This is a genomic window from Burkholderia sp. AU18528 (assembly GCF_002223215.2).
In the GTDB taxonomy this organism is placed as follows: Bacteria; Pseudomonadota; Gammaproteobacteria; order Burkholderiales; family Burkholderiaceae; genus Burkholderia; species Burkholderia semiarida.
Window position 1 is genome coordinate 942218 of record NZ_NKFC02000004.1, and the last position, 25547, is coordinate 967764.

Annotated in this window: 22 protein-coding genes; 16 read left to right on the plus strand and 6 right to left on the minus strand. The window is 68.9% G+C overall.

The annotated features are described in order from the left end of the window. The first annotated feature begins 30 nt into the window (after positions 1-30). The 3 genes from CFB52_RS07135 to CFB52_RS07145 all read left to right on the plus strand — a co-directional run bounded on the left by CFB52_RS07135 (position 31) and on the right by CFB52_RS07145 (position 3911). Complete coding sequence (locus tag CFB52_RS07135; RefSeq protein WP_059575901.1) at positions 31-1311, plus strand: CaiB/BaiF CoA-transferase family protein; 1281 nt, start codon at positions 31-33, stop codon at positions 1309-1311. A 52-nt stretch (positions 1312-1363) separates the two neighbouring features. Then, the gene (locus CFB52_RS07140; RefSeq protein ID WP_059640649.1) at positions 1364-2383 is read left to right on the plus strand and encodes a cyclase family protein; all 1020 of its coding nucleotides are present in this window, start codon (positions 1364-1366) and stop codon (positions 2381-2383) included. 76 nt (positions 2384-2459) lie between these two features. Then, positions 2460-3911, plus strand: a complete 1452-nt coding sequence (locus CFB52_RS07145) for an MFS transporter (RefSeq protein WP_099316320.1) — start codon at positions 2460-2462, stop codon at positions 3909-3911. Positions 3912-3939: 28 nt separating this feature from the next. On the opposite strand, the gene CFB52_RS07150 is transcribed toward CFB52_RS07145, so the two are convergent. The 5 genes from CFB52_RS07150 to iolC form a co-directional block, all read right to left on the minus strand. Then, a complete protein-coding gene (locus tag CFB52_RS07150; RefSeq protein ID WP_059575896.1) occupies positions 3940-4434 on the minus strand; it encodes a heme-degrading domain-containing protein in 495 nt (164 codons plus the stop codon). 106 nt (positions 4435-4540) lie between these two features. Then, on the minus strand, positions 4541-5359 hold the full coding sequence (gene iolB, locus CFB52_RS07155) for a 5-deoxy-glucuronate isomerase (protein WP_059575895.1): 819 nt from the start codon (positions 5357-5359) through the stop codon (positions 4541-4543). Positions 5360-5415: 56 nt separating this feature from the next. Continuing rightward, on the minus strand, positions 5416-6345 hold the full coding sequence (gene iolE, locus CFB52_RS07160; protein ID WP_099316321.1) for a myo-inosose-2 dehydratase: 930 nt from the start codon (positions 6343-6345) through the stop codon (positions 5416-5418). Between the two features lie 62 nt (positions 6346-6407). Next, positions 6408-8291 carry a 3D-(3,5/4)-trihydroxycyclohexane-1,2-dione acylhydrolase (decyclizing) gene (iolD, locus tag CFB52_RS07165; protein WP_060316294.1) on the minus strand — a complete coding sequence of 628 codons (1884 nt, stop codon included), beginning with the start codon at positions 8289-8291 and terminating at the stop codon, positions 6408-6410. A 47-nt stretch (positions 8292-8338) separates the two neighbouring features. Further along, positions 8339-10291: a 5-dehydro-2-deoxygluconokinase gene (iolC, locus tag CFB52_RS07170; protein WP_099316322.1), complete on the minus strand. Its 1953-nt coding sequence runs from the start codon at positions 10289-10291 to the stop codon at positions 8339-8341. 315 nt (positions 10292-10606) lie between these two features. Here iolC and CFB52_RS07175 point away from each other — a divergent pair, with 315 nt between their 5' ends. From CFB52_RS07175 to CFB52_RS07210, 8 genes are all read left to right on the plus strand, one after another. Then, positions 10607-11533, plus strand: a complete 927-nt coding sequence (locus CFB52_RS07175) for a sugar ABC transporter substrate-binding protein (protein WP_059575888.1) — start codon at positions 10607-10609, stop codon at positions 11531-11533. Between the two features lie 68 nt (positions 11534-11601). Further along, positions 11602-13167 (plus strand): sugar ABC transporter ATP-binding protein, encoded by a 1566-nt coding sequence (locus CFB52_RS07180; protein WP_059575886.1) that lies wholly within the window; start codon positions 11602-11604, stop codon positions 13165-13167. Between the two features lie 27 nt (positions 13168-13194). Continuing rightward, a complete protein-coding gene (locus CFB52_RS07185; protein ID WP_059575884.1) occupies positions 13195-14220 on the plus strand; it encodes an ABC transporter permease in 1026 nt (341 codons plus the stop codon). A gap of 44 nt (positions 14221-14264) precedes the next feature. Continuing rightward, positions 14265-15176, plus strand: a complete 912-nt coding sequence (locus CFB52_RS07190; protein ID WP_099316323.1) for a sugar phosphate isomerase/epimerase family protein — start codon at positions 14265-14267, stop codon at positions 15174-15176. A 74-nt stretch (positions 15177-15250) separates the two neighbouring features. Further along, the gene (locus CFB52_RS07195) at positions 15251-16264 is read left to right on the plus strand and encodes a Gfo/Idh/MocA family protein (protein WP_099316324.1); all 1014 of its coding nucleotides are present in this window, start codon (positions 15251-15253) and stop codon (positions 16262-16264) included. Positions 16265-16303: 39 nt separating this feature from the next. Further along, complete coding sequence (locus CFB52_RS07200) at positions 16304-17230, plus strand: TIM barrel protein (protein ID WP_099316325.1); 927 nt, start codon at positions 16304-16306, stop codon at positions 17228-17230. A 31-nt stretch (positions 17231-17261) separates the two neighbouring features. Beyond that, complete coding sequence (locus CFB52_RS07205; RefSeq protein ID WP_099316326.1) at positions 17262-18434, plus strand: Gfo/Idh/MocA family protein; 1173 nt, start codon at positions 17262-17264, stop codon at positions 18432-18434. Between the two features lie 283 nt (positions 18435-18717). Continuing rightward, entirely contained in the window at positions 18718-19602 is an 885-nt protein-coding gene (locus CFB52_RS07210; RefSeq protein WP_099316327.1) for a MurR/RpiR family transcriptional regulator, read from the plus strand. 57 nt (positions 19603-19659) lie between these two features. Here CFB52_RS07210 and CFB52_RS07215 read toward each other — a convergent pair whose 3' ends face one another. Next, positions 19660-21180 carry a CoA-acylating methylmalonate-semialdehyde dehydrogenase gene (locus tag CFB52_RS07215; protein WP_099316328.1) on the minus strand — a complete coding sequence of 507 codons (1521 nt, stop codon included), beginning with the start codon at positions 21178-21180 and terminating at the stop codon, positions 19660-19662. A gap of 109 nt (positions 21181-21289) precedes the next feature. On the opposite strand from CFB52_RS07215, the gene CFB52_RS07220 reads away from it, so the two are divergent. The 5 genes from CFB52_RS07220 (at position 21290) to CFB52_RS07240 (ending at position 25545) form a co-directional block, all read left to right on the plus strand. Beyond that, entirely contained in the window at positions 21290-22225 is a 936-nt protein-coding gene (locus CFB52_RS07220; RefSeq protein WP_059575872.1) for a LysR family transcriptional regulator, read from the plus strand. A 116-nt stretch (positions 22226-22341) separates the two neighbouring features. Further along, positions 22342-22569, plus strand: a complete 228-nt coding sequence (locus CFB52_RS07225; RefSeq protein WP_006402122.1) for a sulfurtransferase TusA family protein — start codon at positions 22342-22344, stop codon at positions 22567-22569. 210 nt (positions 22570-22779) lie between these two features. Then, entirely contained in the window at positions 22780-23214 is a 435-nt protein-coding gene (locus CFB52_RS07230; RefSeq protein WP_099316329.1) for a peptidase, read from the plus strand. Between the two features lie 268 nt (positions 23215-23482). Continuing rightward, positions 23483-24187 carry a response regulator transcription factor gene (locus CFB52_RS07235; protein WP_027784223.1) on the plus strand — a complete coding sequence of 235 codons (705 nt, stop codon included), beginning with the start codon at positions 23483-23485 and terminating at the stop codon, positions 24185-24187. After that, the gene (locus CFB52_RS07240) at positions 24184-25545 is read left to right on the plus strand and encodes a FecR domain-containing protein (protein WP_099316330.1); all 1362 of its coding nucleotides are present in this window, start codon (positions 24184-24186) and stop codon (positions 25543-25545) included. The genes CFB52_RS07235 and CFB52_RS07240 overlap by 4 nt, the downstream gene beginning before the upstream one ends. The last annotated feature ends 2 nt before the right edge of the window (positions 25546-25547 follow it).

Here is a 25547-nt window from a genome sequence, read left to right on the forward strand (position 1 = left end):
CTGACTGACCGACAACTACCAGGAGACATCATGTCCGTACCCGACCCGCAGGCCGCTCGCGCGGCCGGCGCGCATCGTCGCGCGTCCACCGGCCCGATCCATCCGAAATCGTTCGATGCCAACGCCACCGGGCCGCTGTCCGGCGTGCGCGTGGTCGATCTGTCGCGCCTGATGGCCGGCAACATGCTGAGCGTGCAGTTGGCCGACTTCGGCGCGGACGTCGTGAAGGTCGAAAGCGAGCGCGGCGATACGTTGCGCGCGGTCGGCGCCGGCGGCATCAGCACGAACTGGAAGGTGTACGGGCGCAACAAGCGCAGCGTGTGCGTCGATCTGCGCACGCCGGAGGGCGTCGACATCGTGCGCCGGCTGGTGCGCGACGCGGACGTGTTCGTCGAAAGCTTCAAGCCGGGCGTCGCAGAGCGGATGGGGCTCGGCCCCGACGACCTGCTCGCGATCCGCCCGGAACTCGTGATCGCGCGGATCTCCGGCTGGGGACAGACCGGGCCGTATCGCCACAAGCCGGGCTTCGGCACGCTCGCCGAAGGCTATGCGGGTTTCGCGGCGATCAACGGGTTCGCCGATCGCGAGCCGGTGCTGCCGCCGATGTTTCTCGCCGACATGACGGCCGGGATGTCCGGCGCGCTCGCCGTGCTGGTCGCGCTGCATGCGCGCGGCGCGCAGCGGGCGGCCGGGCAGGTGATCGACGTGTCGCTGTTCGAGCCGCTGCTGTCGATCCTCGGGCCGGCCGCGGCGAACTACGTGATGACCGGCGAGATCAAGCCGCGCACCGGCAGCCGCTCGACGAACACCGCGCCGCGCAACGCGTATCGCACGCGCGACGGCAAGTGGCTGTGCCTGTCGAGTTCGACGCAGGCGATGGCCGAGCGGCTGTTCCGCGCGATCGGGCGCGCCGATCTGATCGACGATCCGCGCTATGCGACCAACGTACTGCGCGTGCGGCACGCGCAAGCGCTCGATGCGATCGTCGGCGAATTCATCGCCGCGCGCGATCTCGACGCCAATCTCGCGTTCTTCGAGGAGGCGGGCGTGACGGTCGGGCCGATCCAGGACATCGCGCAGATCGTCGCCGATCGCTACGTGATCGAGCGCGAGGCGCTGGTCGAGCTGCCCGACGACGACGTCGGCAGCCTGCCGATGCACAACGTCACGCCGCGCCTGTCGGGTACGCCCGGCGCCTTCCGCCGGCCCGCGCCCGCGCTCGGCGAACACAACCGCGAAATCCTGCAGCCGCTGCTCGGCGAGCACGAATACGCACGGCTCGCCGCGCTGGGCGTGATCCGCTCGCAGTAAGCGGGCCGCGCACCGGCAGAGACCGGATGCACCGCATAGTGGAGGAGGCACCATGAATCCGCGTTGGACCCACCGACCGCCCGGTTCGAACTGGGGCGATTTCGGCCCGGACGACCAGAAGGGGCGCCTGAACTGGCTGACGCCGGACGCCGTGCTGCGCGGCGTCGCGGAAGTGCGCGAAGGCCGCGTGTTCTCGCTGAGCCTGCCGCTCGACGTGCCGCGCGGCGGCGGACTGAACGCGAGACGGCGCCCGCCGGCGATCATGCCGGCGCTGCTGGGCGACAAGCCGTACTTCGGCTACCGCGCCGACGAACAGGTTGCGAACGCAACGGATGTCGTCTGCGACGACGCGTTCTGCCTGCATTCGCAGTTCTCGACGCAATGGGATGCGCTGTCGCACGTCGGCTCGCTGTTCGATCCGGCCGGCGACGGCGAAAAGACCCGCGTGTTCTACAACGGCTACCGGATGGACGAGCATATCCGCGTGCCGGAAGCGGGCGCCGCGCAAGGCGGCGCGCACGCGCTCGGCATCGAGGTGATGGCGCGCACCGGCGTGCAGGGGCGCGGCGTGATGGTCGACCTGCGCCGCCACTTCGGCGACGCGCGGCGCAAGATCGGTTTCGACGACTGGATGGCGGTGCTGCGCGCGGACGACGTGAGCGTCGAGCGCGGCGATATCGTCTGCGTGCACACGGGTTTCGCGGACCTTCTGCTCGCCGCCGACGCGCGCGGCGAGACCGGTGCGCCGCCAGCATGCTGCGTGCTGGACGGCGCCGACGAACGTCTGCTGAACTGGATCGACGCGTCGGGGCTCGCCGCGCTCGCGGCCGACAACCACGCGGTCGAGGAGCGCCCGCGCGACGCGCCGCCGCGCGCGCGGCCCGGCGCGCTGATGCCGCTGCACGAGCTGTGCCTGTTCAAGCTCGGCATCCATCTCGGCGAGCTGTGGCACCTGACGCCGCTGGCGGACTGGCTGCACGAACACCGTCGCAACCGCTTCCTGCTGACCGCGCCGCCGCTGCATCTGCGCGGGCTCGTCGGCTCGCCGGTCAATCCGGTCGCCACCGTGTGATTGCCTGCCGCGCGGCCCGCGCCGCGCGTTGATCGACGTCCCGCGCGGCGCGCGGGCGGACTACCGAGGACACGCCATGTCTGACTCTGTTGCGGCATCGCTCGCCGCGCGCATCGACCGCCTGCCCGCGACGGCGAGCATCTGGAAGCTCGTGCTGTTCCTGAGCGTGGGCGGCTTCTTCGAGGTCTACGACCTGTTCCAGATGACCTATCTGCCGCCCGGGCTGATTCGCGACGGCATCTTTCACACCGGCGCACGCGGCGTGCTCGGCATGTCCGACCAGGGCGCGCTCGGCGCGGCGACGTTCATCGGGCTGTTCGTCGGCGAGATGTTCGTGTCGCGCCTGGCGGACCGCTACGGGCGTCGCGCGCTGTTTACCGGCGCGCTGCTGCTCTATACCGTCGCGAGCCTGGCGATGTGCGTGCAGTGGAGCGCGATCGGCGTGCTCGCGTGCCGCTTCGTCGCGGGCTGCGGCGTCGGCGCGGAGCTGATCACGATCGGCGCGTTCCTGACCGAGCTGGTGCCGAAGGCGGTGCGTGGCCGTGCATTTGCCGTCTGCTTCGCCGTCGGGTATCTGGCCATGCCGGTGCTCGCGTTCGTATCGTGGCTCTGGGTCCCGCGCGATCCGCTCGGCTGGTCGGGATGGCGCTGGGTCGTGCTGCTCGGCGGAAGTGGCGCGGTGGTCGTCTGGTGGCTGCAGGCGCGCCTGCCGGAGTCGCCGCGCTGGCTCGTCGGCGTGGGCCGGGAAGCCGAGGCCGAACGCATCGTGGCGCGACTCGAACGGATCGTCGCGCGCGAATCGGGGCGGCCGCTGCCGGCGGTCCGGCCGCCGGCCGCCGACGTGCAGCCGGCGCCACGCGCGCCGTCGATGTGGGATGCGCGGCACCGCGGCCGCACCGCGATGCTGATCGCGTTCAACGGCTTCCTGAGCATCGGCTTCTTCGGCTTCAGCCAATGGCTGCCGACGCTGCTCGCCGCGCAGGGCGCGACCGTCGCGAAAAGCCTCGGCTATGCGTTCGTGATCGCGTTCGCGTATCCGGTGTCGCCGCTGGTCGCAGGCCTGCTCGCCGACCGGATCGAGCGCAAGTGGTTGATCGTCGCGTCGGCGTTCGGCGTCGCGCTGTTCGGCAGTGCGTTCGCGACGTCGGCGCAGGCGCCGTTCGTGATCGCGTTCGGCCTGCTCGTCACGCTGTCGAGCACGGTGCTCGCAAGCAACGGCACTGCGTACCAGTCGGAACTGTTTCCGACCGCGATCCGCGGGCGCGCGCTCGGCTTCGTGCATTCGATCGGCCGCCTGACCGGCGCGGCCAGCAGTTTCATCGTCGCGTTGCTGCTCGAGCGCGCGGGGGTGTCCGCGGTGTTCGCGCTGATCGGCGGCAGCATGCTGATCGTGATGCTGTCGATCGGCGCGTTCGGGCCGCGCACCAACAACCGGTCGCTCGACGATATCCCGGACGAGCAAGCTGACTCGGCCGTGGCGAACGGGCCGGCCGGCACGCTCGACGCGCTGCCGACGCGCCGTTCGTGACGGCCCGCGTGCGCTGGTGCGACGGCCGCTATGCGCTCATCGCCAGCGCGGTCGCGCCGACGTGCCACCGCAAGCATTCGACGACGAGCGCGTGATTGTCTTCGGAGCCGAGCCCCGCGATCGTCATCGCGCCGACGATGCCGGCGCCGGCGAGCCGCAACGGCACGCCGCCGCCGTCGAGCGCGTAATCGTCGTCGGACAGGCCTTGCGAGCGCAGCGACCAGCCGGCACGCCGAAAGCACGCGCCGACCGCGAGCGAACTCTGGCCGAAACGCAGCACCGTGTTCTGCCGGCGGCGGATCGCATCGCCGTCGCGCGCGTCGCTGCCGTCGAGCGCGCAATAGAACAGCGGCGCGTGCCCGCCGACGATGCCGACCGCAATCGGCAGTCCGCGTCGCGTCGCGAGGTTGACCGCGATTTCTCCGATGCGGCGCGCGACGGCTGCATTGAAGTGCGGCAGCGCCGGGTTCGACGCATCGTCGTCGAAGGCGTGGGGTTCGAGGCGAAAGGGGGGCGTCACCATGGCGGCTCCGTCGCATTGCCGGCGCTGCACGCGCGTGCCGGGCGTTGCATCGTCACGGGCCGCGCGCGGGCCCGTCTTCCGTTCGGTGCTTCGGCGTTTCAGTGCTTCAACGATGGGGCGCCGCGTCCAGCATCCACTCATGCGCGGGATCGTTCTTGAACGCCCACGCACGGCTTGGGCCCGCCATCACGTTCAGGTAGTACAGGTTGTAGCCGTGAGGCGCCACCACCGGGTGATAGCCGCGCGGCACCATCACGACGTCGTGGTTCTCGACCGCGCAGGCTTCGTCGAGGCTGCGGTCGTCCGTGTACACGCGCTGGAACGCGAAACCCTGCGGCGGATCGATCCGGTGATAGTAGGTTTCCTCGAGCGAGGTTTCGTCGGGCGCGGCGTCGCGGTCGTGCTTGTGCGGCGGATAGCTGCTCGAATGGCTGGCCGGCGTGACGACTTCGACGACGAGCAGCCGGTCGGCGGCCGGGTTGTCGCCCATCAGGATGTCGCATACGTAGCGCGTGTTGGTGCCTTGCCCGCGCACCGAGCGGCGCATCCGCTCGCCGTCGAGGCGCAGCACGCGCTTGTCGCCGCTCGCGTAGGGCGCGGTGCACAGCGCGACTTCCGCATCGCGCGTCGCGACCAGCGTCACCGTCTTGCCGCCCGGCACGTACAGCGCGTCCGGCGACACGTCCTCGAACACGCTGTCGCGCCTGCCGAGCGCGTCGTGGGTTTCGCCGTCGACTTCGGCGCGCACCGTGCCCGTCAGCACGACGACGCACAGTTCGCGCGTGCCGGTGTCGAGCGTCTCGGTGTCGCCGGCCTTCAGGCGCAGCGCGCGAAAGCCGACGTGTTTCCAGCCGGCCGATTCGGGCGTGACGTTGCAGATTTCGCGGTCGGCGGATGCCTTGACCAGCAGGGGAGAAATCGTCATGAGATGGGTCTCCGCAATAGGGTGGGGCGCGACCGCCCAGGCGCTTGCGCGCGTGCTCAAGCGCTCAACCGGTCGACGATCGCGCGCAGCGAGTCGTAGCCCTTCTTCGCATACGCATAGCTCGGCGCGACGGCCGGATCCTGCTCGGCCTCGACGACGAGCCAGCCTTCGTAGCCGGCGTCCTTCAGCGTGCGCAGCGTCGCGTCGTAGTCGAGCGCGCCGTCGCCCGGCACCGTGAAGGTGCCGTTGATCACGCCGTTCAGGAAGCTCCAGCCGTCGTTGCGCGCCTGGTTCACGACTTGCGGCCGCACGTCCTTGCAATGCACGTGCGCCACGCGCGATACGTGCTTCTTCAGCAGCGCCACCGGGTCGGCCGCGCCGCCGAAATACGCATGGCCGGTGTCGAACAGCAGGAACACCTTCGCCGGATCGGTCAGCGCCATCAGCCGGTCGACGTCGGCCGGCGATTCGACGTACGCGCCCATGTGGTGATGGTAGGCGAGCTTGATGCCGTACGTGTCGAGCAGGTGCGCGCCGAACGCGTCGAGGCGCGCCGCATAGCGCCGCCACGCTTCGTCGTCGACGAAACGCGGTCGCTTCGCCACCGGCGTGTCGATGCTGCCCTGGATCGTGCCCGCGCATTCGCCGTACACGACGACCTTCACGTCGTTGAATTGCAGCTTCGTCATGTGCGCGCGGCAGCGCTCGATCTCCGCCGCCACCGCATCGGCGTCCGTCATGCCCGGCGCGACTTCCGCGAGGAAGCCCGAATACCAGCCCGACACGCACACGAGCCCGAATTCGGCGAGCTTCGCCTTCAGTTCGGGGCCCGTCTTCGGAAACTTGTTGCCGAGCTCGAAGCCCGCGTAGCCGATCTCGGCGCCTTCCTTCAGCGCCGTTTCGAGCGGCGTCTCGCCGCCGAGCGACGGCAGGTCGTCGTTCATCCACGACAGGGGATTGATACCGATGCGGACGTTCCAGCTCATGACGTGCTTCCTTGGTTCGAATGTTGTTTTACCGGTGCGGCAGAGGCGCGGGGCAGGCGCGCTCAACGTCGCTGGCGCGTCTTCGCGTCGAGATACGCGCGGTGCGCCGCTTCGACGCCGGCGCGTCCGGATACCTGCGGCACCGCGACCTCCCACCACGCGCCGCCGTCGTCGGTCGTGCGATGGTGCGTGGTGTCGATCACGAGCACCTGGCTCTTCGTCGCCGCACGCGCGCGCTTCATTTCATCGCGCAATTCGCCGACGTCGCGCACGTGCACGGCTTCGGCGCCCATCGCGCGCGCATGCATCGCGAAGTCGATCGTCGAGCGTTCGCCGCCTTCGGGCACGCAGTCGTCGAGCATGTTGTTGAAGCTCGCGCCGCCGCAATGGCGTTGCAGCCGCTCGATGCAGCCGTAGCCGCGGTTGTCGAGGATCACGACGATCAGCTTGCGGCCGAGCATCACCGACGTCGCGAGTTCCGCGTTGAGCATCATGTACGAGCCGTCGCCGACGATCACGATCACTTCGCGCTCGGGGCGCGCGAGCTTCGCGCCGAGGCCGCCCGCGACTTCGTAGCCCATGCACGAATACGCATAGTCCATGTGGTAGTTGCCCGGCACGCCGCTGCGCCACAGTTTGTGCAGTTCGGCCGGCAGCGTGCCGGCCGCGCAGACGACGAGATCGTCGCGCGCGCTGTCGCGCCCCGCGTCGGCCGCGGAGTCGCGCACCGCGCCGATCACTTCCGCGTCGTACGGCAGCGTGTCCTTCGGAATCCGCGTGGTCAGCTCGGTCACGCGCGCGTTCCATGCGGCGGCCTGGTCGCGGTTCGCGGCGGTCCACGCCGCATCGGCGCGCCAGCCGGCCAGCGCGGCCGATAGCTGCCCAAGGCCCGTGCGCGCATCGGCCACGAGTTGCCGGCCGCGCTTCTTGCCCGCGTCGAACGGCTGCACGTTCAGGCTCAGCAGCGTCGCGTCGCCGTAGAGCGCGTGCGAGCCGGTCGTGAAATCCTGCAGCCGCGTGCCGACCGCGAACACGACATCGGCCTGCGCGGCCGCGCGGTTCGCGGCGGGCGAGCCCGTCACGCCGATCGAGCCGAGGTTCAGCGGATGATCCCACGCGAGGCTGCCCTTGCCGGCCTGCGATTCGGCGACGGGCACGCCGTGCGTGTCGGCGAACGCGCGCAGCGCGTCCCACGCCTGGCTGTACAGCACGCCGCCGCCGGCGACGATCAGCGGCTTCTTCGCGGCTTTCAGCACGTCGAGCGCGTCGGCGAGTTCGAGCGCGTCGGCCGGCGGCCGGCGCATCCGGATCACCGGCGGCGCGAAGAAATCCTCGGGCCAGTCGTACGCGAAGGTCTGCACGTCCTGCGGCAGCGCGAGACACACGGGCCCGCACTGCGCGGGATCGGTCATCACCTGGATCGCGCGCGGCAGCGCGACGAGCAGTTGCTCGGGCGACGTGATGCGATCGAAGTAGCGCGTGACGGGCCGGAAGCAGTCGTTCGCGCTGACGTCGCCCTGTTCGAAATCCTCGACCTGCTGCAGCACCGGGTCGGGCAGCCGCGACACGAACACGTCGCCGGGCAGCAACAGCAGCGGCAAGCGGCCGACGTGCGCGAGCGCGGCGGAGGTCAGCATGTTGGTCGCGCCGGGGCCGATGCTCGACGTCGCGGCCATCATTCGCTGGCGGAAATGCGCCTTCGCGAACGCGACGGCCGCGTTGGCCATCCCTTGCTCGTTGTGCGCGCGAAACGTCGGCAGCCGGTCCTTCTCCGCATGCAGCGCTTCGCCGAGACCGGCCACGTTGCCGTGGCCGAAGATCGCGAACACGCCGCCGCAATACGGCAGGATCTCGGTGCGCCCGTCGGGCTGGACGACTTCGGCGCGCAGGGCGGCCAGGTAGCGCACGAGTGCCTGGCTGACGGTCAGTCTTACGGTGGTGGTCATCGTCGATCGATAGAGAGGAGTCGGGTGGTCGTCACGAACACGGGGCATCAGGCCGCGGCGGCCCGCGCGGTGGCCCGGCGGCCGAGCCACGCGTCGACCAGTCGCGCGAAGTTGCCGGCCACTTCGTCGATCAGCGCCTGATCGTCGATCCGGCCCGCGAACCAGTTCAGCGACGCATCGGCCCACAGCGTGCGCCCGACCATGAAGCCCTTGACGATCGGGTTGGTCGCCGAGCGGAAGCTGTCGACCAGGTATTGCAGCGGCTGGTTCAGGCCGAGGATCACCGCGCCGCGGCAGTACGGGTCGCGCTCGGCGATCAGCGCGGCGAGCCGCGCCCAGCCGTCGGCGGTGAGCGGCGTGAGCTTCCACCATTCGGGCTTCACGCCGAGGTTGTAGAAGCGCGCGACCGTGCGCAGCACCGCGTCGTCCTCGGTGCCGGCCGGCGTGACCGCGCGCGGCGGAATCATTTCCAGCAGCAGCTCGTTGCCGCTCGCGCGCGTGGCTTCCCACAGTTCCAGCACGCGCTGCTCCTGCTCGACGCGCAGGTCGACGGGGTCGTCGGGGTGATAGTGAACGAGGCACTTCACGACCTGTTCGGTCGGCCAGTGCGTGAGCGACGAGCCGACCGAGCGCGTGTCGTCGAAACGCAGCGGCCGCGAGCCGGGCAGCTCGACCGGGCGGCCGACCCACCAGCCGCGCCCCGTGGCCGACGCGAGCGCGTCGCTGCCGTATGCGCCGCCGTCGATCAGCACGCCGACGTGGCCGGCGATCCCGCGATCGCGCTCGACCTGTTCGACCGCGCGCACGAGCAGGCGCTTCAACGTCTTGATCCGTGCTTCGTCCGCGCCGGCCTGCACTGCCAGCTCGTAGAACTGGCTGCGATGGTCGAACGCCATCACGCACAGGTCGTCCCAGTCGCGACGCGGCACCGTCACGCGATGCAGGTGCGCGAGCGTGCGATCGGCATCGACCGCCGGGTTGCGGCCGCCGTCGAACCAGTGCGCGAGTTCGGCCGGCGTCGGCATCGCGGCCGAGCATGCGTGGCGCGACACGACGATCGCGCCGCACGCGTTCGCGATGCGCGTCGATTCGGCCCAGTCGCGCCCGCGCAGCAGCCCCGACAGCAGGCCCGACAGGAACGCGTCGCCCGCGCCGAGCACGTTGAGCACCTCGACCCGCTCGCCGAGAAAGGTCGGCGCATCGTCGATGCGCGCGGGAACGTCGCCTTCGATCACGCAGCAGCCGAGCGCGCCGCGCTTGACCACCAGCGTCGCGTTCGTGATCGCGCGCACCGCCTGCAACGACGCGATCAGGTCGTGCGGCACGCCGCCCGCGATCAGGAATTCCTCCTCGGTGCCGACCAGCAGGTCGAATTCGCCGAGCACCTGCTGCAACTGCCGCGTCACCTGCGCGTCCGGCACATAGCGGTTTTCGCCGGCGCCGCGCGCGGTCAGCCCCCACAGCACCGGCCGGTAGTCGATATCGAGGATGCGCACGGCGCCGTGGCGGCGCGCATACGTCAACGCGGTCAGCGACGCCTCGCGCGTGCCCGGCGTCGACAGATGCGTGCCGGTGATCGCCAGCGCGCGGCAGCCGGCGATGAAGTCCTCGCTGATCTCGTCGGCGCGCACGGCCATGTCCGCGCAGTTCTCTCGCACGAACAGCAGCGGGAACGTGTCGCGATCCTTCAGCCCGAGCAGCACCAGCGCGGTCAGGCGCTCGCGGTCGGTCTGCAACTGGCTCGTGTCGCAGCCTTCGCGCTCGAGCGTCTCGCGCAGGAAGCGGCCCATCTGCTCGTCGCCGACGCGCGAAATCATCGCGGTCTTCAGGCCCAGCCGCGCGACGCCGAACGCGACGTTGCCCGACGAACCGCCGAGATACATCTGGAAGCTGCGCGCATCCTCGAGGCGGCTGCCGTACTGCTGGGCATAGAGATCCACGGCCACGCGGCCGAGGCAGGCGAGATCGATGGGGCGGTCACTCGGAAAGTTCAGGCTCATATCACGTGTCACGCTCGCGGCCGGCGTTCGGCGCTGCCGGCAGATTAGGGACCGATCCAGCGGCAGCTGTCCGCGGCACGTGCCGCACGACGCGAGGCTGCCTGCCGCCGGGAATCGGGCTACGGAACGGAGTCTAGACTTTTTGGAAATACAGTTCCCTAGGTGAAATCACGTAGAAATAAATTTCCAAATTTTCGAGGAAGTGATCTACAGTTTCATCCGGATGCTTCAGTCCCGATCGGACCAGATCGGACTCGGCCCGGCGGCGCGCAACGCGCCGTCTTCCGCCCCCGGAGATGAGGAGACAGATTGATCATGAAGACCAAGCTGATGGCCGTCGCGGCCGCCGCGATCCTGGCCGCGCCGCTCGCGCATGCCGAGAAGATCGGCGTGACGATGGCATCGTTCGACGACACGTTCCTGACCATCCTGCGCAACAGCATTGCCGATTCGGCGAAGAAGGACGGCGTGACCGTGCAGATCGAGGACGGCGGCAATGACGTCGGCAAGCAGTTGAGCCAGGTCCAGAACATGATCGCGCAGAAGGTCGACGCGATCATCGTGAACGCGGTCGATACCGACGCGACGCCGAAGATCACGAAGATGGTGACCGCCGCGAAGATCCCGCTCGTCTACGTGAACCGCAAGCCGGTCGATTTCGACAAGCTGCCGGCCGGCGTCGCGGTCGTCGCCTCCGACGAGAAGCAGTCGGGCACGCTGCAGGCGCGCCAGGTGTGCAAGCTGCTCGGCGGCAAGGGCGACATTCTCGTGCTGATGGGCGAGCTGTCCAACGAGTCGGCGCGCGCCCGCACCAAGGACATCGAGGACGTGATCGCGACGAAGGATTGCGCGGGCATGAAGATCGTCGACAAGCGCGAAGGCAAGTGGAGCCGCACGCAGGGCCAGGACATCACGATGAACTGGCTGAGCTCCGGGACGAAGTTCGACGCGATCGTGTCGAACAACGACGAAATGGCGATCGGCGCGATCAACGCGCTGAAGGCCGCGCGCAAGCTGACGCCGAAGACGGTCGTCGCCGGTATCGACGCGACGCCGGACGGGCTCGCGGCGATGAAGGCCGGCGAGCTGAAGGTGTCGGTCTACCAGAACGCGACCGGGCAGGGCGCGCAAGCGGTGGCCGCGGCGCTCAAGCTCGCGAAGAAGCAGCCGGTCGATCGCTACGTGAACGTGCCGTTCGAGCTCGTCACGCCGGAGAACATGAACCAGTACGCGAAGCACTGACCGGTTTTCCCGCTGAACTGCGCGGGCCCGGCGCGGCCGGGTTCGCGCGCGACTTTCGAGGAACGTCCATGTTTACAGCCAGGATCGCGCGCTCGATGGCCAGCGAAAGCGCGCCGGCCGCTTCGTCCGCCGCGCCCGGCGCGGCCATGGCCGACTGCGTGCTCGAGGTGCGCGGCGTCGGCAAGTCCTTTCCCGGCGTCGTCGCGCTCGATGGCGTGCAGTTCCGCGTGCGCCGCGGCACCGTTCATGCGCTGATGGGCGAGAACGGCGCCGGCAAGTCCACGCTGATGAAGATCATCGCGGGCGTCTACACGCCCGACCAGGGCGAAATCCTGATCAACGGCGAGCCCGTCGTGCTGAACGGGCCGCTCGACGCGCTCGATCGCGGGATCGCGATGATCCATCAGGAGCTCAACCTGATGCCTTACATGACGGTCGCGGAGAACATCTGGATCCGCCGGGAACCGAAGAACCGCTTCGGCCTGATCGATCACGCCGAGCTGCGCCGCCGCACGGCCGAGCTGTTCGAGCGGCTGTCGATCGACATCGATCCGGAAACCGACGTGCGCACGCTGACGGTCGCGAGCCGCCAGATGGTCGAGATCGCGAAGGCCGTGTCGTTCGACTCGGACGTGCTGATCATGGACGAGCCGACCTCCGCACTGACCGACAGGGAAGTCACGCACCTGTTCCGGATCATTCGCCAGCTGCGCGAGCAGGGCAAGGGCATCGTCTACATCACGCACAAGATGAACGAGCTGTTCGAGATCGCCGACGAATTCTCGGTGTTCCGCGACGGCAAGTACATCGGCACGCACGCATCGAGCGACGTCACGCGCGACGACATCATCCGCATGATGGTCGGGCGCGAGATCACGCAGATGTTCCCGAAGGAAGACGTGCCGATCGGCGACGTCGTGCTGTCGGTGAAGGATCTCTGCGTCGACGGCGTGTTCCGCGACGTGAGCTTCGAGCTGCGCGCGGGCGAGATTCTCGGTGTCGCGGGCCTCGTCGGCTCCGGGCGCTCGAACGTCGCGGAGGCGCTGTTCGGCGTCGTGCCGGCCACGTCGGGCGAGATCCGCATCGACGGCAAGCCGGTGCGCATTTCGACGCCCGCGCAGGCGATGCGGCACGGAATGGCGTTCCTCACCGAGGACCGCAAGGACTCCGGCTGCTTCCTGAATCTCGACCTGCTCGCGAACATGGAAGCGGCGGTGCTCAGCCGTCGCTACGTGAAGTTCAACTTCGTGCAGCACGCGCAGTTGAAGCGCGACTGCGAGGAAATGAGCCGGATGCTGCGCGTGAAGTCGCCCGGGCTGCACGAGACCATCCAGAACCTGTCGGGAGGCAACCAGCAGAAGGTGCTGATCGGCCGGTGGCTGCTCACGCAGCCGCGCATCCTGATCCTCGACGAACCGACCCGCGGCATCGACGTCGGCGCGAAGGCCGAGATCCACCGGCTCGTCAGCGCGCTCGCCGGCAAGGGCGTCGCGGTGCTGATGATCTCGTCGGAGATGCCGGAAGTGCTGGGCATGAGCGATCGCGTGATGGTGATGCACGAAGGGCGCATGACCGGCATCGTCGATCGCAAGGACGCCGACCAGGTCCGCATCATGGATCTCGCGTCGCGCTGAGCCGAAACAAGATTGGAGACAACTGAAATGGGCAACCTGAACCCGGTCGCGGATGCGCAGACCATGACACTCAAGTCGCGGCATGCGAAGTGGCCGCCCGAACTGAGCATCTTCCTCGTGCTGGTCGGCATCAGCCTGTTCTTCGAGATCGTCGGCTGGGTCGTCGTCGGCCAGAGCTTCTTGTTCAATGCCGAGCGGCTCGAGATCATCGTGCTGCAGATGGCCGTGATCGGCATCATCGCGGTCGGCGTGAACCTCGTGATCATCACCAGCGGGATCGACCTGTCGTCGGGGTCGGTCGTCGCGGCCGCCGCCGTCGTGTCGGCGAGCCTCGCGCAGGTGTCCGACTTCCCGCGCGCGGTGTTTCCGCACCTCACCGACCTGCCGGTCATCTGGCCGGTGCTGGCCGGCGTGTGCGTCGGGCTGCTGGTCGGCCTGCTGAACGGCACGCTGATCGCGATGACGGGCATCCCGCCGTTCATCGCGACGCTCGGCACGATGGTCGCCGCGCGCGGCTTCGCGAAGTGGTTCACCAACGGGATGCCGGTGTCGATGCTGACCGACCCGTTCGCGGCGATCGGTGCGGGCGCCAATCCGGTGATCATCTTCGTCGTGATCGCCGCGATCTTCCACGTCGTGCTGCGCTATACGCGCTTCGGCAAGTACACCTATGCGATCGGCGCGAACCGCCACGCGGCCGTCGTGTCGGGCATCAACGTCACGCGTCACCTGATCTTCGTCTATGCGATCGCGGGCCTCCTGAGCGGCATCGCGGGCACCGTGACGGCCGCGCGCGCGATCTCCGGCCAGTCGGGCATGGGCGTGATGTACGAGCTCGATGCGATCGCGGCCGTCGTGATCGGCGGCACGTCGCTGTCGGGCGGCCTCGGCCGCGTGACGGGCACCGTGATCGGCGTGCTGATCCTCGGCGTGATGACGTCGGGCTTCACGTTCATCCGCATCGACGCGTATTACCAGGAGATGGTGAAGGGCGCGATCATCGTCGCGGCCGTGATCGCCGACCAGTATCGCAACAAGAAGTCGCGCCGCTGAGCGATTCCGAAACTACCGAAACCACGAAACTGTCCGGGAAGAAGATGAAGATCGCGCTGGATCCCTACATGATTCGCCATCTGCCGCTCGACCGGCTGCCGCACGCGGTGGCCGAGCTCGGCTACGACCAGATCGAGCTGTCGCCGCGCAGCGACTTTCTCGACTGGTGGGTGATGCCGCGCGCGACGCGCGAACGCATGGCCGCATTCCGCCAGGCGATGCGCGCGAGCGGCGTCGGCCTCGCGTCGCTGCAGCCGATGTACCGCTGGGCGAGCCCGTTCGACGACGAGCGGCAGTGGGCCGTGCGCTGCTGGAAGAAGGCGATCGAGGTGGCGGTCGAGATGGAGTGCCCGCTGATGGTGTCGGAGTTCGGGCGCGGCGCGTCGCCCGAGCGCTCGGTCGGCGAGCGGCCGGGCGCGAACCCTCAGCCGCTGTGCGAGGCCGCGTGGTTCCGGTCGATGGACGAGCTGCTGCCGATCCTCGAGCGCGAGCGCATCGTGCTGTCGGTCGAGCCGCATCCGGAGGACTGGATCGAGCAGTTGCAGCCGGCGATCGACATCGTCACGAACATCGGCTCGCCGTCGCTGAAGCTGTCGTATATCGCGCCGCACACGTTCTACTACGGCGACGACATGGCCGCGATGATCGCGGCCGCCGCGCCGATCCTCGCGCACGTGCGCGTGGCCGACACGTTCGACCACCGCAAGAGCAGCCAGCTGCGCTACATCGTGAACCCGCCCGGCTCGAACCAGATCCGCGTGCACCAGCATCTCGACATCGGGCAGGGCGAGATCGACTGGGACGTATTCTTCCGCGCGCTCGGGGCCGCCGGCTTCGACGGCGTGATGTCGTCCTGCGTGTTCGCGTGGGAGGACCGCGCGGAAGCCTCGTCGCGCTACATGCGCGACACGATCCAGCGCTACGTCGATCGCCATTTCGACCGCACCGCGCGCTGACCGACGGATGACCGATTACCGACCGGCGCGGCATGGGCCGCGCCGCTGATGAACGAACCACCGGAGACAACTGCATGACCTTGCAAATCGGCGTGATCGGCTGCGGCGCGATCGGCCAGGACCATATTCGCAGACTGACCCGCACGCTGTCCGGCGCGCGCGTCGTGGCCGTCAACGACATCGATCCGCGGCAGGCGCGCGATGCGGTGACGAAATACGGGCTCGACGCCGAGATCTACGGCGACGGCCACGAAGTGGTCGCGGCCGCCGACGTGCAGGCCGTGCTCGTCACGTCGTGGGGGCCGACGCACGAAGCGTTCGTGCTCGACGCGATCGCGCACGGCAAGCCGGTGTTCTGCGAGAAGCCGCTCGCGGTCACGGCCGACGGCTGCATGCGGATCGTCGAAGCCGAGCTCGCGCACGGCAAGCGGCTCGTGCAGGTCGGCTTCATGCGGCCGTACGACGAAGGCTATCGCGCGTTGAAGCGCGTGATCGACAGCGGCGAAATCGGCGCGCCGCTGATGCTGCATTGCGCGCACCGCAACCAGTCGGTCGGCGAGCGCTACACGACCGACATGGCGATCACCGACACGCTGATCCACGAACTCGACGTGCTGCGCTGGCTGCTCGGCGAGGATTACACGAGCGCGCAGGTCGTCTATCCGAAGAAGACGCGCCATGCATCCGCGCATCTCGCCGATCCGCAGATCGTGCTGCTCGAAACCGCGAGCGGCGTGCGCATCGACGTCGAGATCTTCGTGAACTGCCAGTACGGCTACGACATCCAGTGCGAGGTGGTCGGCGAGCAGGGCATCGCGAAGCTGCCCGATCCGCCGGCCGTCGGGCTCAAGCATGCGGCGCGGCAGTTGGTCGAGATCATGACCGACTGGAAGGAGCGCTTCATCGCGTCGTACGACGTCGAGCTGCAGGCGTTCATCGACGGCGTGCGGCAGGGCGTGCTGACCGGGCCGTCCGCGTGGGACGGCTACGCGGCGGCGGTCGCGGCCGACGCGTGCGTGCGGGCGCAGAAAACCGGCGCGGTCGAGCCGATCGCGATGGCCGAGCGTCCCGCGTTCTATCGCGGCTGACCAGCGACCGCCCGCCGCTGACGTACCGGACCGACCGACATGACGATGAAGATAGGTTGCGCCCCCTGCTGCTGGGGCGTCGACGACGTGAACAACCCGCACCTGCCGCCGTGGCGGCACGTGCTCGCCGAGGCCGCGCAGGCCGGCTACTCGGGCATCGAGCTCGGGCCCTATGGCTACATCCCGCTCGACCTCGACGTGGTGAGCGCCGAACTCGAACGCCAGCGCCTGAGCATTACGGCCGGCACGATTTTCGACGATCTCGTGTCGCCGGAGAACCTGCCGAACCTGCTGCGCCAGACGCGCGACATCTGCGCGCTGATCACGCAGTTGCCGAAGCTGCCGACGCAGGACGGCCAGCGCTACGCGGCGCCGTACCTGGTCGTGATGGACTGGGGCCACGAGGAGCGCAACTACGCGGCCGGCCACGGCGATCGCGCGCCGCGGCTGTCCGACACGCGCTGGGCGCGGATGGTCGACCATATCCGGCAGATCGCGACGATCGCGCGCGACGAGTTCGGCGTGCGCGCGGTGATTCATCCGCATGCGGGCGGCTACATCGAATTCGCGGACGAGATCGACCGGATCGTTGCCGACATTCCGGCCGAGACGGCGGGCCTCTGTCTCGATACCGGCCACCTGTATTACTCGGGCATGGAGCCGGAAGCGTGGTTGCGCCGCCATGCGGCGCGTCTCGACTACGTGCATTTCAAAGACATCGACGCAGCCGTATACGACGCGGTGATGGGCGAGCACATCGCGTTTTTCGCCGCCTGCGCGCGCGGCGTGATGTGCCCGATCGGCGCCGGCGTGCTCGACTACCGCGCGATCCGCGAGGCGCTCGACGCCATCGGCTACGCGGGCTATATCACGATCGAGCAGGAACGCGACCCGCGCAGCGCCGGCACGAGCCTGCGCGACGTCGCGGCGAGCCGCGCGTTTCTCGCGTCAGCCGGTTTCGCATGACCCATGAACACGCACCAGGAACACCACCATCATGATTGACGGACAGATTCTGCTTGGACATTCGATTCGCTGGGGCATGGTCGGCGGCGGACTCGGCAGCCAGATCGGCTACAGCCACCGGTCGGCCGCGCTGCGCGACGGCAGCTTCCAGCTGGTTGCCGGCGCATTCGATATCGATCCCGAACGCGGCCGCCAGTTCGGCGTGAAGCTCGGCGTCGCGGCCGAGCGCTGCTATCCCGATTACGCGACGATGTTCGACGCCGAGGCGCGTCGCCCCGACGGCATCCGCGCGGTGTCGATCGCGACGCCGAACAACACGCACTTCGAGATCTGCCGCGCCGCGCTGAACGCGGGGCTGCACGTGGTCTGCGAGAAGCCGCTGTGCTTCACGACCGAGGAGGCCGAGGCGCTGCAACGGCTGTCGGTCGAGAAGAACCGGATCGTCGGCGTCGCGTACGGTTATTCCGGACACCAGATGATCGAGCAGGCGCGCGAGATGATCGCGCGCGGCGACCTCGGCGAGATCCGCATTGTGCAGATGCAGTTCGCGCACGGCTTCCACAGCGAGGGCGTCGAGGCCGCGAGCGCGGCCGCGCGCTGGCGCGTCGATCCGAAATTCGCGGGCCCGAGCTACGTGCTCGGCGACATCGGCACGCACCCGCTGTACATCTCGGAAGTGATGGCGCCCGAGCTGAAGATCCGGCGGCTGATGTGTTCGCGGCAGAGCTTCGTGAAGAGCCGCGCGCCGCTCGAGGACAACGCGTTCACGATCATGGAATACGACACCGGGGCGATCGGCTACGTGTGGTCGAGCGCGGTGAACGCCGGCTCGATGCACGGGCAGAAGGTGCGCGTGATCGGCTCGAAGGCGAGCGTCGAATGGTGGGACGAGCATCCGAACCAGTTGCGCTACGAAATCCAGGGGCAGCCCGCGCAGGTGCTCGATCGCGGGATGCCGTACCTGCATCCGCACGCATTGCGCGAAGACCGCATCGGTGCCGGGCATCCGGAAGGGCTGTTCGACGCATGGTCGAACCTGTACGCGCGCTTCGCGCTCGCGATGGACGCGGCCGATCGCGGCGACGCGACGGCATTGAAGACCATCCGCTTTCCGGACGTGCACGCGGGCGTCGAGGGCGTGCGCTGGGTCGAGAACTGCGTGCGTTCGGCCGATGCGGGCGGCGTGTGGGTCGACTATCGTTGAAGCGGGCAAGGCCGGCTGCGCCGCGTTTCGCCGCGGCGGCCGGCCTCGGTACACACCCCGATCTTTACGCCGCCGCGCGCGCGTTGGACAATCGGTTCCAGTCTTGCCGTGGAGCGTACGTCAACAGACCCTGGTGATGATCGAGCGCGTGGGAGCGAGCAGGTGGCACGGGCCGTGCCGCAAACGTGATTAAATTCGCCCTTCATGCATGTATCCAGTCGAGCCCCGGGCCGCGTCCGTCAGCCACGCGCGCGCATCGAGGCCGTCAACTTCGCGCTATCCGATGAGTTCATCCGAGAAACCTCCCGCCACCGTCGAGGCGTTCCTGCAGCACCTGACGCAGGAGTACGACAGCCTCAGCAATCGCCTGAAGGTGATCGCGCGCCACGTGGAAACGCATCGGGACCAGCTTGGGCTGGAAGGCATCCAGTCGCTTGCGGAGGCCTGCGGCGTCCAGCCGTCGGCCGTCGTGCGCTTCGCGAAGCACTTCGGCTTCTCCGGCTTCTCCGAGATGCAGCGGCTGTTCCGCGAAGGGCTCGCGCAGCAGATCGCGCCGGGGCGCGCATACAACCTGCGGCTGCGCGACGTGATCGAAGCCGGTTCGTCGAGCCTGCAGCCCGAACAGATCGCCGACGAATTCATCAAGGGCAGCATCGCCGGGATGCAGCAGTTGCGGCAGACGCTCGACTCGCAGGCGCTCGCGCGGGCCGTCGACCTGCTCGCCGATACGCAGGCGATCTGGATCGCCGGGTCGCGGCGCGCGTTTCCGATCGCCGTGTATCTGGACTATGCGCTGCAGCACACCGACAAGCGCATCGGGCTGTTCAGCGCGCTCGGCAGCATGCATCTCGGGCAGATCCGGTCGGTGCGCGAGGGCGACGTGATGATCGCGATCTCGTTCATGCCGTACGCGGACGAGACCGTGCAGGTCGCGCAGCAGGCCGCGCAGCGCGGCGCGCGGCTGATCGCGATCACCGACAGCCGGATGAGCCCGCTCGCGCGGGAGGCCGAGGTGACGCTGATGGTGCAGGACAGCGCGACGTTCGGGTTCCGCGCGCTGACCGCGACGATGGGCCTCGCGCAGAGCCTGTTCGTCGCGCTCGCGTACCGGCTCGAGCTGTCCTATATGCCGACCGCCGACGGCGCGCACGGCACGAAAGCCGGTTGATCTCGACGGGCTGCGCACCGCCCGCCGAACGGCTCGACGGGCTGCGCACCGGCCGGCTTACTTCGCGGTCGGCATTGCGAATTCGGCGCCCTTGCCGATGCTCGACGACCAGCGCTGCATCACCGACTTCTGGCGCGTGTAGAAGCGCACGCCTTCCTCGCCGTACGCGTGCATGTCGCCGAACAGGCTCTTCTTCCAGCCGCCGAAGCCGTGCCACGCCATCGGCACCGGGATCGGCACGTTGATGCCGACCATGCCGACCTGGATGCGCCGCGCGAATTCGCGCGCGATGCCGCCGTCGCTCGTGAAGCATGAAACGCCGTTGCCGAACTCGTGCGCGTTGATCAGGTCGACCGCTTCGCCGAAATCCTTCACGCGCACGCAGCCGAGCACCGGCCCGAAGATCTCTTCCTGGTAGATCCGCATGTCGGGGCGCACGTGATCGAACAGCGTGCCGCCGGTGAAGAAGCCGGCCTCGCGGCCCGGCACGCGCAGCCCGCGCCCGTCCACCACCAGTTGCGCGCCTTCGTTCACGCCCTGCTCGATATAGCCTTCGATGCGCTTGAGCGCTTCGCCGGTGACGATCGGGCCCATCTCGACTTCCGGCGACATCCCGTCGCCGATCACCAGCTTGCGTGCGCGTTCGGCGACCGCCGGCACGATCCTGTCGGCCACGTCGCCGACCAGCACCGCGATGCTGATCGCCATGCAGCGCTCGCCGGCCGAGCCGTACGCGGCGCCGATCAGCGCGTCGACGGCCTGCTCGATGTTCGCATCGGGCATCACGACGAGGTGGTTCTTCGCGCCGCCGAGCGCCTGCACGCGCTTGCCCGACTGCACTGCGCGCTGCTGCACGTACGCCGCGATCGGCGTCGAGCCGACGAAGCTGACGGCCTGCACGTCCGGGTGGTCGAGCAGCGCATCGACCGCGTCCTTGCCGCCCTGCACGACGTTGAACACGCCGGCCGGCAGCCCTGCCTGCGTGAGCAGGTCGGCGATGAACAGCGCGGCCGACGGGTCGCGCTCGCTCGGCTTCAGCACGAACGTGTTGCCCGTCGCGATCGCGACCGGGAACATCCAGCACGGCACCATGCACGGGAAGTTGAACGGCGTGATGCCCGCGACGACGCCCAGCGGCTGGCGCATCGTCCAGTTGTCGATGCCGGTGCTGACCTGGTCGGTGAAGTCGCCCTTCAGCAGTTGCGGCACGCCGCATGCGAATTCGACGATGTCGATGCCGCGCGCGACTTCGCCTTGCGCGTCCGAGAACACCTTGCCGTGCTCGGCGGTGATGATCGCCGCGAGCGTGTCGCGGTGCTCGTTCATCAGTTGCAGGAAACGGTGCAGCACGCGTGCGCGGCGGATCGGCGGCGTGTCGGCCCAGGCCGGGAACGCGCCGTGGGCGGCGGCGACGGCCTGCCGCACTTCGCTGTCGTCGGCCAGCGCCACGCGACGCACCGCGCGACCGAGCGCCGGATTGAGGACGTCCTGGAAGCGGCCGCTGCGGCCGGCGACGGGCGCGCCGTCGATGTAGTGGCCGACGTCGGCGTCGGACGTATACGCGGGAACCGTGGTCATGCGTGTCTCCTGGGGACGAGGGGGAACAGCGCCCAGTCTAGGGAAACCGGCAGGGCGGGAGAAGGCCGCCAAACTTGATTCACTGTTCAGAATTCTGAATAATCGGCGGATGAATCAGCAAAATGTCCAGGCGCTCTGGCCGCATATCCATTCGCTGACGGTGCTGGCCGCGGCGGGCAGTTTCACGGCTGCCGCGCAGCGGCTCGGCATCAGCAAGGCCGCGATGAGCCAGCGCATCGCCGATCTCGAAAAGGCGGCCGGCGTGCCGCTCGTGCGCCGCACCACGCGCAGCGTGCGGCTCACCGATGCGGGGCAGACGCTCGTCGACAGCACGCGCGACGCGTTCGAGTCGATCGGCCAGCATTTCGCGCGCGTGAAGGATCTCGCCGGCGAGCCGCGCGGGCTGCTGCGCGTGACGGTGCCGGTCGCGCTCGGGCGCCAGCAGGTCGTGCCGCACCTGCCGGATTTCCTGCGCCGGCACCCGGGCGTACAGATCGAGCTCGACCTGTCGGATCGCCTGCATTCGCTGACGCAGGAGGGCTTCGACCTCGCGATCCGCCATACGACCACCGCGCCGCAGACCCACGTCGCGTGGAAGCTGTGCGACACGCGTTCGCTGCTGGTCGCGAGCCGCGACTATCTCGACGCGCGCGGCGCGCCGCGCCACCCGGGCGAACTCGTCGATCACAGCTGCCTGTGCTACCTGCGCGAGAACGAGCCGGCCGCGTGGAGCTTCGAGCCGCACGGCCGCCGGCGCGAGCGCGTGAGCGTGCCGGTGCGCGGCAGTTTCGCGGCGAACAACAGCGAGGCGATGCGCGAGGCCGCGCTCGGCGGGCTCGGCATCGCGCTGCTGCCCGATTTCAGCGCGCGGCGCGATCTCGATGCCGGCCGCCTCGTCGCGCTGCTCGACGGCTGGCGGCCGTCGGGCGCGTTCGGCGACCATATTTTCGCGATCCGCCCGTACAGCCCCGTCGTGCCGAGCGCGGTGCGCGCGCTCGTGCGGCACCTGCGCGAACGGCTCGCGGGCGGTTTCTCCGGCGCATGAGCCGGATGCCGGCGGGCGCCGGGCCGTGGGCGCCCGGGCAGGCGCGGCGGCGCTGCGGTAAAATCGCGGCTTCCTCCCGCGCCAGGTGTGGCGCGTCATTCGAAGGTCGACAGCCGATGCAGATTCACAAGGAAGTGGACGCGCGCGGGCTCAATTGCCCGTTGCCGATCCTGCGTGCCAAGAAAGCGCTTGCCGATATGGAAAGCGGGCAGATCCTCAAGGTGCTCGCGACCGATCCGGGCTCGCAGCGCGATTTCGCCGCGTTCGCGAAGCAGACGGGCAACGAGATCGTCGAATCGACGACGCAGGACAAGACCTTCGTGTTCCTGATGCGCCGCCGCTGAAGGCGCGCATTCCCCATCCCGCCGCGGCAGGCTTCCGGCCGGCCGTGTCTTGCCGCTCCTTTCTGACAATTCTTAAACCTCGTCGCGCGACCGGCTGCGTATACTGAGCCGGCCGGTCGTCCGCTCCCAGCGGAGGCGCCGGCCACGGTACGTCGCACGGCGGGCTCGGGGGCCATGCCTGACGCTACCGTCGTACAACGGGGAGAGGACATGTCCTTCAGACCAGGGACCTTTGGAAGCCCGTCCGGAGCGGAAAGCATTGCGCCCGTGCGCACGTCGGAATTGAGCCGGATCGAGCTCGATCCGCAACAGGACCGCCACGCGCGTGCCGCGCTGGAGGCGTATGCGGATTCGGCCGCGGCCGAGATGCCGTGGCTGGCCGAGTGGCTAGACGAACGGCTGCGCGATGCCGCGCGGGACGACGGCTCGGGCCCGACCTACTGCGGCGCGACGATCGAGCGCGTGTTCGATCTGGCGCAGGCATGGGCGGCGGGCCAGCCCGACTACGCGGCCGGCGCGTGGGAGCGTGTGCGCGACCAGCTGCAGCGGATGCTTGCGCAACGGCCGCTGGCGGAGCCGCCGTCGCCGCGCGTGCCGACAGACGACTGTGCCGAGCCGGTGGCCGGCATCGCGGGCGCCGAATAGGCGTCCGGTTGCGCAACAGAAGGGATTATTCGAAGAAAGGGCGATAGTCCGCGCAATTTCTTGGCGAATTTCATACTACTATGATGAAATCGCCGGTTCGTCCGTGCCCCGTTTTTGAGATATTTAGCCGGGGTCGCCGGGGTGCGCAGGAGGCGCGAGCGGCGAACGACGGCTCGCCGGCCGGTATCCGGAACGCCGCGCGCATCCTGCGCGGCCGGGGCAGGCGCGGGAGCCGAATGGACGAACCGACTTCGATTTGCGGGGTGCTATGAGAATTGCTGTACTGGATGACGATCCGGCCCAGACGGATTTCGTCAGTCAAACGCTGACGGCCATCGGCCACACGTGCTACGCGTTCAAGGAAGGCAAGGCCCTGAAAAAGCGCCTGCAGCGCGAGACGTTCGATCTGCTGGTGCTCGACTGGAACGTGCCCGACATGTCCGGCGAGGAAGTGCTCAAGTGGGTGCGCGCCAACCAGACCGAGCACAGCCTGCCGATCATCTTCATGACGAGCCGCGACGACGAGGCGGGTATCACGCAGATCCTCAACGCCGGCGCCGACGATTACGTGGTCAAGCCCGTGTCGGGCCCGATCCTGCGCGCGCGCATCGGTTCGCTGCTGCGCCGCGCGTATCCGGTCAACGCCGAGGCGACCGTTCGCGAGTTCGACCAGTTCCGTTTCGACGTGAACCTGAAGCAGGCGTACGTCGGCGACAAGGCCGTGAGCCTCACGCAAAAGGAATTCGAGCTCGCGCTGCTGCTGTTCCAGCATCTCGACCGGCCCCTGTCGCGCGCGCACATTCTCGACCTCGTGTGGAAGCAGGCGACCGACATCCCGTCGCGCACGATGGATACGCACATTTCGATGCTGCGCACCAAGCTCGGCCTGCGGCCCGAAAACGGCTACCGTCTCGCGCCGATCTACGGGTACGGCTACCGGCTCGAACGGGTCGGCCAGGGGGAACCGGAGTGATCACGCGAATCGCGCCGCGCACGGCGAGCCTGCGTACGGCGGCGCTGCACGCAGCCTGCGCGGCGGCGTTGGCGTTCGCCGTGCAGCCCGCCGTCGCGCAGCCGCCCGCCGCCGCGGGAAAGATGGTCGTCTATCGCACGCAGGCGGGCGACACGCTGTACGACGTCGCCGCGCGCTACCTGCAAGGCGCGGACGACTGGCAACTGCTCCAGCAGATCAACGGCGTGCCGGCGCCGAAGCACCTGCAGCCCGGCATCGCGCTGAAGCTGCCGGTCGCGCGGCTGCGCAAGGAAAAGCTCACCGCACGCGTGGTCGCGGTGCAGGGCACGGCCGAGCGCGCGTCCGGCGGCGCCTTCGCGCCGCTCGCGAACGATGCGACGCTCGCCGAAGGCGACCGCGTGCGCACGGGCGCGAACGGCTTCGTGACGATCGAGCTGAGCGACGGCACGCACATGAGCCTGCCGCCCGACAGCCAGCTCGACCTGAAGTCGTTGCGCCGCACGGTGCTGACCGGCACGCTCGATCGCGAGTTCGAGCTCACGCGCGGCTCGGTCGACAGCGAAGTCACCCACCTGAAGAAACGCGACGACCGCTTCCAGATCCGCTCGCCGTCGGTCGTGGCAGGCGTGCGCGGCACGCGCTTTCGCGTGAACTACGACGCGGCCGGCAATGCGACGACGCGCGTCGAAGTGCTCGACGGCACCGTCGGCGTCGCGGGCGGCCGGCGGCCGGCCGACGCGACCCTCGTGCATGCGAATTTCGGCAGCGTCGCGACGTCGTCCGGCGCGGTCGGCGCGCCCGTCGAACTGCTGGGCGCGCCAACGCTCGCGCATCCCGACAAGGTGCAGGACGAGCCCGACGTCGCCTTCGACGTCGCGCCGCTCGCGCAGGCGCATGCGTATCGCGTGCAGCTCGCGCACGATGCGGGGCTGCTCGACCTGTTCCGCGAAACGCGTACCGATTCGCCGCGCGCGGTGTTCCGCGACGTGCCGAACGGGAATTACTTCGTGCGGATCGCCGCGATCGATGCGAACGGCCTCGAGGGGCGGCCGCGCACCTATGCGTTCGAACGCCGCGTGATGGGGCTCGACGCGAGCGCGTCGCAGGGCGCGGGCGGTTACGAGTTCCGCTGGTCGCCGAATGGCTCGGGCAAGAACGCGCGTTACCGCTTCGTGCTGTCGCGCTCGAAGGACCTGAGCGCGCCGGTCGTCGATCAGGTCGGCCTGCACGCGCGCCAGATCACCGTCGCGCACCTGCCGCCGGGCGACTATTTCTGGGCCGTGACCGTCGAGGATTTCGAAGGCGGCAAGTTCTACGAGAAGACCAGTCCGGTCAGCGCGTTCACGTTGTCGCGCTGACC

What these genes read in the sequence shown, in the direction of transcription:
- CFB52_RS07205 (WP_099316326.1), top strand. Translation starts at nt 17,262, where the DNA reads ATGATTGACGGACAGATTCTGCTTGGACATTCGATTCGCTGGGGCATG.
- CFB52_RS07200 (WP_099316325.1), top strand. Translation starts at nt 16,304, where the DNA reads ATGACGATGAAGATAGGTTGCGCCCCCTGCTGCTGGGGCGTCGACGAC.
- iolE (WP_099316321.1), bottom strand. Translation starts at nt 6,345, where the DNA reads ATGAGCTGGAACGTCCGCATCGGTATCAATCCCCTGTCGTGGATGAAC.
- CFB52_RS07180 (WP_059575886.1), top strand. Translation starts at nt 11,602, where the DNA reads ATGTTTACAGCCAGGATCGCGCGCTCGATGGCCAGCGAAAGCGCGCCG.
- CFB52_RS07215 (WP_099316328.1), bottom strand. Translation starts at nt 21,180, where the DNA reads ATGACCACGGTTCCCGCGTATACGTCCGACGCCGACGTCGGCCACTAC.
- CFB52_RS07210 (WP_099316327.1), top strand. Translation starts at nt 18,718, where the DNA reads ATGAGTTCATCCGAGAAACCTCCCGCCACCGTCGAGGCGTTCCTGCAG.
- CFB52_RS07230 (WP_099316329.1), top strand. Translation starts at nt 22,780, where the DNA reads ATGTCCTTCAGACCAGGGACCTTTGGAAGCCCGTCCGGAGCGGAAAGC.
- iolB (WP_059575895.1), bottom strand. Translation starts at nt 5,359, where the DNA reads ATGACGATTTCTCCCCTGCTGGTCAAGGCATCCGCCGACCGCGAAATC.
- CFB52_RS07190 (WP_099316323.1), top strand. Translation starts at nt 14,265, where the DNA reads ATGAAGATCGCGCTGGATCCCTACATGATTCGCCATCTGCCGCTCGAC.
- CFB52_RS07140 (WP_059640649.1), top strand. Translation starts at nt 1,364, where the DNA reads ATGAATCCGCGTTGGACCCACCGACCGCCCGGTTCGAACTGGGGCGAT.
- CFB52_RS07235 (WP_027784223.1), top strand. Translation starts at nt 23,483, where the DNA reads ATGAGAATTGCTGTACTGGATGACGATCCGGCCCAGACGGATTTCGTC.
- CFB52_RS07135 (WP_059575901.1), top strand. Translation starts at nt 31, where the DNA reads ATGTCCGTACCCGACCCGCAGGCCGCTCGCGCGGCCGGCGCGCATCGT.
- CFB52_RS07150 (WP_059575896.1), bottom strand. Translation starts at nt 4,434, where the DNA reads ATGGTGACGCCCCCCTTTCGCCTCGAACCCCACGCCTTCGACGACGAT.
- CFB52_RS07145 (WP_099316320.1), top strand. Translation starts at nt 2,460, where the DNA reads ATGTCTGACTCTGTTGCGGCATCGCTCGCCGCGCGCATCGACCGCCTG.
- CFB52_RS07175 (WP_059575888.1), top strand. Translation starts at nt 10,607, where the DNA reads ATGAAGACCAAGCTGATGGCCGTCGCGGCCGCCGCGATCCTGGCCGCG.
- iolC (WP_099316322.1), bottom strand. Translation starts at nt 10,291, where the DNA reads ATGAGCCTGAACTTTCCGAGTGACCGCCCCATCGATCTCGCCTGCCTC.
- CFB52_RS07220 (WP_059575872.1), top strand. Translation starts at nt 21,290, where the DNA reads ATGAATCAGCAAAATGTCCAGGCGCTCTGGCCGCATATCCATTCGCTG.
- CFB52_RS07225 (WP_006402122.1), top strand. Translation starts at nt 22,342, where the DNA reads ATGCAGATTCACAAGGAAGTGGACGCGCGCGGGCTCAATTGCCCGTTG.
- CFB52_RS07195 (WP_099316324.1), top strand. Translation starts at nt 15,251, where the DNA reads ATGACCTTGCAAATCGGCGTGATCGGCTGCGGCGCGATCGGCCAGGAC.
- iolD (WP_060316294.1), bottom strand. Translation starts at nt 8,291, where the DNA reads ATGACCACCACCGTAAGACTGACCGTCAGCCAGGCACTCGTGCGCTAC.
- CFB52_RS07185 (WP_059575884.1), top strand. Translation starts at nt 13,195, where the DNA reads ATGGGCAACCTGAACCCGGTCGCGGATGCGCAGACCATGACACTCAAG.